This window comes from Mycobacterium sp. (assembly GCF_032162605.1).
Taxonomy (GTDB): Bacteria; Actinomycetota; Actinomycetes; order Mycobacteriales; family Mycobacteriaceae; genus Mycobacterium.
Genome location: NZ_JAVROT010000212.1, coordinates 1 through 5,383, shown reverse-complemented (window position 1 = coordinate 5,383; position 5,383 = coordinate 1). Strand labels below are relative to the sequence as shown.

At 66.1% G+C, this 5,383-nt stretch carries 3 pseudogenes; all 3 read left to right on the top strand.

From position 1 onward, the window contains the following. A pseudogene (locus tag QOI01_RS13375) lies at window positions 1-329 on the top strand (hypothetical protein); the annotation flags it as partial. A gap of 108 nt (window positions 330-437) precedes the next feature. Further along, window positions 438-4,661: pseudogene (locus QOI01_RS13370) on the top strand (amino acid adenylation domain-containing protein); the annotation flags it as partial. A 93-nt stretch (window positions 4,662-4,754) separates the two neighbouring features. Next, window positions 4,755-5,383 (top strand): annotated as a pseudogene (locus tag QOI01_RS13365) (SDR family oxidoreductase); the annotation flags it as partial.

Below are 5,383 nucleotides of genomic sequence, written 5' to 3'. Positions count from 1 at the left end.
ATGACTACGTCGATTGGCTGATCGAGGCCGGCTACCCGATCCAACGCATCGCTGACTTCGGGGAGTGGTTGGAGCGGTTCGAGGCCAGCCTGCGTGCCCTGCCAGATCGACAACGCCGGCACTCGGTGCTGCAGATGTTGCTGCTACGCAATTCCGAGCACGTAGAGCCCCCCGAGCCGACCCGCGGGTCCTACGCCTCGACCGACCGATTCCGTGCTGCGGTGCAAAAGGCAAAGATCGGGCCCGACAAGGACATCCCGGACATCCCGCACGTCTCGGCGCCGATCATCATCAAATACGTCACCGACCTGCAACTGCTCGGACTGCTGGGTGCCGAGCTCGGAGCCGACGACTCGGGTGCAGATGCGGGTCGGCGTAAGCCGTTGGTGGCTGGTCAACGGCCCGCGGTGGTCCCGCTGTCGTTTGCCCAAAGCCGGATGTGGTTCCTCAACCGGTTCGAGGGGCCGGTTGCGACCTACAACATGCCGATCGCTCTTCGGATGAGCGGGCCCCTCGATGTCGAGGCGCTGGGAGCGGCACTCGACGATGTCATCGCCCGCCACGAATCTCTGCGCACCATATTCCCCGACACCGACGGTGTGCCGTTCCAGCAGGTGATGCCGGCCAAGGCGGGGATATGGCAGCGCGGCGACCCAGTGGTGATGTCTCTGCCAGAGCACGACGTGGCCGGCCGGGTGATTGCGCTGGCGGGGTATCAGTTCGATTTGTCGGCAGAGATCCCGATCTGTGCGCAGATCTATTCAGTCGGGCCCGAGCAGCATGTAGTGACAATCGTGGTGCACCACATCGCTTTTGACGGATGGTCGTTCGCTCCGATGGTCAGAGGCATCGCCGAAGCGTACCGGGCACGGGCGCGGGGACAGGCGCCGCGGTGGGCGCCGTTACCGGTGCAGTATGCGGATTACACGCTGTGGCAACAGGAATTGTTGGGCGCGGAGTCTGATCCGGACAGTGTCATTGCCGGACAGTTGCGGTACTGGCGGCAGGAGTTGGCCGATCTGCCGGTGGTGGTGTCGCTGCCGACGGATCGGGCCCGCTCGCCGGAGCCGAGTTTCCGCGGCGACGGGATCGACGTGCGTATCGACCCGCAAGTGTGGGTGGGCGTCAAACAGGTTGCGGCGGCGCATAATACGACGGTCTCGATGGTTCTGCAGGCGGCAGTGGCGGTGTTGTTGCACCGGGCCGGCGTCGGCGAGGACGTGGTAATGGGCGCGCCGATCGCCGGACGGTTGGATCAGGCGCTCGACGATCTGGTCGGGTTCTTCGTCAACACATGGGTGTTGCGGGTAGGTGTCGATTCTGCGCACCGGTTCAGCGATGTGCTTGAACAGGTGCGTCAGAAGGCGCTGAATGCCTACAGCAATCAGGATGTTCCGTTCGAGCGGCTGGTCGAGCAGCTCAACCCCGTGCGCTCCACGGCACATCATCCGCTGTTTCAAGTGTTCATGACCTTCCAGAACAATGTGCGCCCCGACACGTGGTCGTTCGACGACCTCAGCGTCGAGCCGCTGACGGCATTGACCGGCACCGCCAAGTTCGACCTGGAATTCGAGTTCAGTGAGGTGCCGACCGACGATCCGACCGCGCCAATGGCCGCCGGGGTCGTGACCTACGCCACTGATCTCTTTGACCGGGGCACCATCGAGCGGTTGGTCACCTGGTTTGGGCGGGTGATCGAGGCGGTGGTGGCGGATGCGTCGGCGGTGGTGGGAGACGTCCCGCTGCTCGATCGCGGTGAGCGTGACCTGGTGCTGTCTGGGTGGTCTGGTGCCGGCGTGGAAGCGCCGGTGGAGGTGGCGCCGCAGTTGTTGGCTGCGGCGGCAGTTGCCGACCCGGACGCGGTGGCGGTGGTCGACGGTACCGGCGAGGTGTCGTACCGCGAGCTTGATGAATGGTCGACGAAACTGGCGCGGGTGCTGATCGATGCGGGGGTGGGTCCCGAGCGTGCCGTGGGCGTGGCGATGGATCGGTGTCTGGAGTTGGTGGTGGCGTGGTGGGCCGTGGTCAAGGCCGGCGGGGCGTATGTGCCGGTGGATCGGACCTATCCGGTCGAGCGGATCGCCCTGATGTTGGACGCGGTCGAAGCAGTGTGTGTGTTGACCTGTGGTGCCGACACCGTAGCCGGAGCCGGAGTGCGCCCGGTGCTGCGCATCGACGGTCTAGACGTGACCGGGCGCAGTGCAGATGCGATTACCGATGCCGACCGGCTGGCGCCGCTGGGGCTGGACAACACCGCCTATGTGATGTTCACATCGGGATCCACCGGTGCCCCAAAGGGGGTCGCGGTCAGCCACACCGGTCTGCTAGCGGCGACGCTGGGCAAGGCGGTCGGGTTAGGCGCGGATTCGCGGTTGCTGATGGTGGCCTCGCCGACCTTCGATGTGTCGGTCGGCGAGTTGTTGTCAGCGGTGGGGTCGAGGGCCGCGCTGGTGGTGGCGCCGCCGGAAGCGTACGCCGGGGAGGCTTTGACCACCTTGCTGCAGCGCCAGCAGGTCAACGCGGCAGTGTTCACCCCGACGGTGCTGTCGTCGCTCGATCCAGCCCGGCTGGACGGGGTGGACACGCTGATAACCATCGGCGAGGCCCTCCCGGAAGAGTTGGCGGCCACGTGGGCACCGGGGCGGAAGATGTTCAATACCTACGGCCCCACCGAGACCACCATCTGGGTCACCTGCAGTGCGCCGCTGTCGGCGGGGCAGCCGGTGGACATCGGCGCTCCGATCCCTGGAGTGTTCGCGCTGGTGCTCGATGCCCGGCTGAACCCGGCGCCCATCGGGGTGGTCGGCGAGCTATATGTAGGCGGACCCGCGCTGGCGCGCGGCTATGTGGGTCGGGCGGACCTGACCGCGGGTCGGTTCGTGGCCAACCCCTACGGGGGTGCCGGGGCACGCATGTACCGCACCGGTGATCTGGTGCGCTGGACCCCCGTCGGAACACTTGACTACCTGGGCCGCGCCGACACCCAGATCAAACTGCGCGGACAGCGCATCGAACTGGGCGAAATCGAAAACACCCTGCTCGGCTGCCCGCAGGTCGCTCAGGCGGCCGCAACCACGCGCCACACCCACACCGGCGCCCACCTCGTCGCCTACATCACCCTCGACCACACCACCACTGCCGACCACGACACCGAAGTTGTTGGAGATTGGCAACACGTCTGGAACGAGCTGTACGGCGCCGAGGTCGCGGTGTCGGGGTTCGGCATGGACTTTCGGAGCTGGATCAGCAGCTACACCGGTGATCCGATCCCGCTAGAGGAGATGGTGGAGTGGCGCTCGGCAACAGTGCATCGGATCATGGCCCTGCAGCCGCGGCGAGTGTTGGAGATCGGCGTGGGCTCGGGGCTGGTGTTGTCACAGATCGCCCCGCAGTGTGAGCACTATGTCGCAACCGACGTGTCGGCGGTGGTCATCGACAACCTCGCCCGCTCGCTGGAGCAGATGCGGATCCCGTGGCGTGATCGGGTCCAGCTGTTGACCCAGCCCGCCCACGTCACCGAGGCACTGCCGCAGGGCTACTTCGACACCATCATTCTCAACTCGGTCGTCCAGTACTTCCCCAACGCGAGATATCTGGCCGGCCTCGTCGACAGCGCCATGAAGCTGCTGGCCCCCGGCGGGGCACTCTTCATCGGCGACGTCCGCAATCACACCCTGCAGGGCGCGTTCCAAACCGCAGTCGCGCTCGCCCGCACTGATACCACGGACACCGCCGAGATCCGCCAACGAGTTGACCGCGGCGTGCTCAGCGAGCCCGAATTACTGCTGGCCCCAGAGTTTTTCACTACCTGGGCCGCCGACCACCCGTCCGTGGCCGGGCTCGACATCCAAGTCAAACCGGGATCTGCCGACAACGAACTGACCTGGTACCGCTACGACGTCGTCATTCATAAGACCCCCACGTCGGTCCGCTCGCTGGCGACAGTGCCCACGTGGACCTGGACCCAATGTGCAGGATTGCGCGGGCTGTGCACCCAGTTGCTAACGCAACGTCCCGCAACGGTCCGCATCGCCGAGATCCCCCGGGCCGGAGTCATCACCGACGTCCTCATCGAGCAGGCCCTCGCCGCCGGGCTATCGCTAGCCGACGCAGTCGCCCCGGCGAGCGTCACCGCGCCCTCTGACACCGCCACTCCCGAACAATTGCACCGCACCGGCGAAGCCACCGGTTACCACGTCGTCGTCACCTGGGGCGCTCAACCCGGCACCCTCGATGCTGTCTTCATCACCCCCGAATCCCACCGCCGGCACACCCCACCGCTGACCGACCTCTACCTGCCCCCCAGCTGGGCCGACCAAAGCGCCCCCCACGCCAACAACCCCCGCACCAACACCACGATCAGCGCGGTGCGTCAGCAGTTGAGCGCGCAGTTGCCTGAATACATGGTCCCGTCCCAGATCGTCGTGCTCGATGAGTTCCCGTTGACCTCCTCGGGCAAGATCGACCGAAAGGCACTGCCGGCGCCGGTGTTTGCCGCCACGCCCTTCCAGGCGCCGCAGACCCAGACCGAGCAGATCGTCGCCGGCATCTACGCCCAGGTCCTTGGCGTTGAGCGCGTCGGGGTCGACGAGTCGTTCTTCGACCTGGGCGGGGATTCGCTATTGGCGATGCCGGTGATAGACGCGATCAACAGAACCCTTGATACCGATCTTGCGGTGCGCACGATATTCGACGCGCCTTCCGTGAGAAGCCTGAGCCAGAAGTTGGCAAGGCACGCCAGCTCGGAGGGGCACCGATTTGCCTCCGTGCACGGAGGCAACACCACCGAGGTCCACGCTCGCGACCTCACGCTGGACAAGTTCATCGACGCCACGACGCTGTCCGGAGCCCCGACGCTGCCAGGCCCGAGCGCCGAGGTGCGGACGGTCCTGCTGACCGGGGCGACGGGTTTCCTCGGTCGCTACCTGGTCCTGGAATGGCTCGAGCGGATGGAGCTGGTCGATGGCACGCTGATCTGCCTGGTGCGAGCCGAGTCCGACGAGGACGCGTGGCGCCGTCTCGACAAGACGTTCGACAGCGGCGACCCAGATCTGTTGCGGCACTTCCGGGAACTCGCCGCCGATCATCTGGAGGTCGTCGCCGGCGACAAGGGCGAAGCCAACCTCGGCCTGGACCAGCAGACCTGGCAGCGGCTGGCCGACACCGTCGACCTGATCGTGGATCCCGCAGCCCTGGTCAACACCGTCCTGCCCTACCGCGAGCTGTTCGGGCCCAACGTCGTGGGCACCGCCGAGCTGATCCGGATCGCGCTCACCACGAAGCTCAAGCCCTACACCTACGTGTCGACGAGCGCCGTGGGTCACCAGATCGAGCCGTCGACGTTCACCGAAGATGCCGACATCCGGGTCATCAGCCCCACCCG